Source organism: Bartonella sp. AU18XJBT (assembly GCF_028618595.1).
GTDB lineage: Bacteria > Pseudomonadota > Alphaproteobacteria > Rhizobiales > Rhizobiaceae > Bartonella.
Map to the genome: position 1 here is coordinate 1 of NZ_JAQITE010000133.1, position 1,380 is coordinate 1,380.

Annotated in this window: 1 protein-coding gene; it reads left to right on the forward strand. The window is 49.1% G+C overall.

The window, feature by feature from the left end; genetic code table 11:
* Window positions 1-1,380, forward strand: a 1,380-nt coding sequence (locus PVV60_RS10510) for a phage tail tape measure protein (protein WP_273724674.1), incomplete at both ends; no start/stop codon positions are given.

The window sequence follows — 1,380 nt, forward strand, 5'->3', positions numbered from 1 at the left end:
GTTTTAGCGAAATCAGAACAGGGCATGCGCTCGCTGATTGCCATTGCTGGACGGGACTTCACGGGCGATTTTGCTAAATTGGTAGGCAATCCCGAATTGTTAGGGCAAGCTTTAGATTATGTGAAAGACCCAAAAGTCTTTAAAGGTTCGGTAGAACAAGAAGCAGACAAACAAGCAACCGGCGCCATGCGACAATTTGAACTTTTGCAAAACCGCATTGTGGCTTTAGGGATTACCATTGGTGAAGTGCTTCTGCCCCCCCTCAACAGTTTGATGGAAACAGTTGGCAATTTTACCAATGGGCTTATGGCATGGGCAAATGCCCATCCCACTTTAACAAGCGCCATCATCAAAACCATTGCTGCCCTGATGGCTTTTAATATTGCTCTGCGCGTGTTGCGCTTTACCATGGCGGGAACCCGCCTTGGGGTCCTGCAATTGATTGCCTCTTTTATCAAGATGAGGGCTGTGAGCCGCACGCTGAAAGCAAGTTGGCGAGGACTATTGGCTTCAGGGCGCTCACTGGGCTTGCTAACCGCGGGTCTTGGGGCAAGTTCACTACGACTTTTGCGCCCCATGACCTTATTGATGGGCGCTTTGCGGGGGATTGCTGTTTCAGGGGCGGCATTTGCGAGTAGCTTTGGTTGGATAGGAACCGTGATCGAAGTGGTTGGGGCGGGTATTGCCTCTGTTGTGGGGGGTATTTTTACTCCAATAGGGGCTGCGGTTGCTGCTGTTGTGGCGGTCATACTGGCGGCTGGTTTTGCTTTGTGGAAATATTGGGATCGTTTCTCTTCTTTTGTCAAAGGCTTTGCACGGGGGGTAATACGGGCTTGGGGGCAAGCCTTTGAAGCCGTTATGCGCTTTTTTGGTGCTGATACCACCACCATTACGCGTTGGAAAAATATCATTGCTGCTGCTTTTGATTTGTCTCAAGCTTGGCAAAAGTTCAAACAAGGGCTTAGCGCTGTTGGCAGGTGGTTTGGCAACGTGTGGGAGGGCTTTAAACAAAGCCTTTCCAACTTTTGGCAATGGTTGAAGAGTTTTTTTACACAGGAAAAGCTCTCGGAGAGTGCCAAGGCTGGTATGGAACAAGCGGGCGAAGATCTGGCTAATTCGATTGTCGATGGCTTTATGTCGTCTATCTCACAATTGATGGATTATTGTAAATCTTTATCTCACCGCATTAAGGGGTGGATTGGGTCCATTGATGTAAGAGGTTTTTTGCCAAGTTTTTTGGGAGGCAAAACAACCATTCAACCGATTGCACAATTTGCGGGGGCGGGGCGTTCCCCTTTCACAGAAGCAAAAGGCAAAGAGCGCTCCCCTATCACCCACAATCAAAATGTCACAGTACATGTCAATGGCGCGCGTGATCCC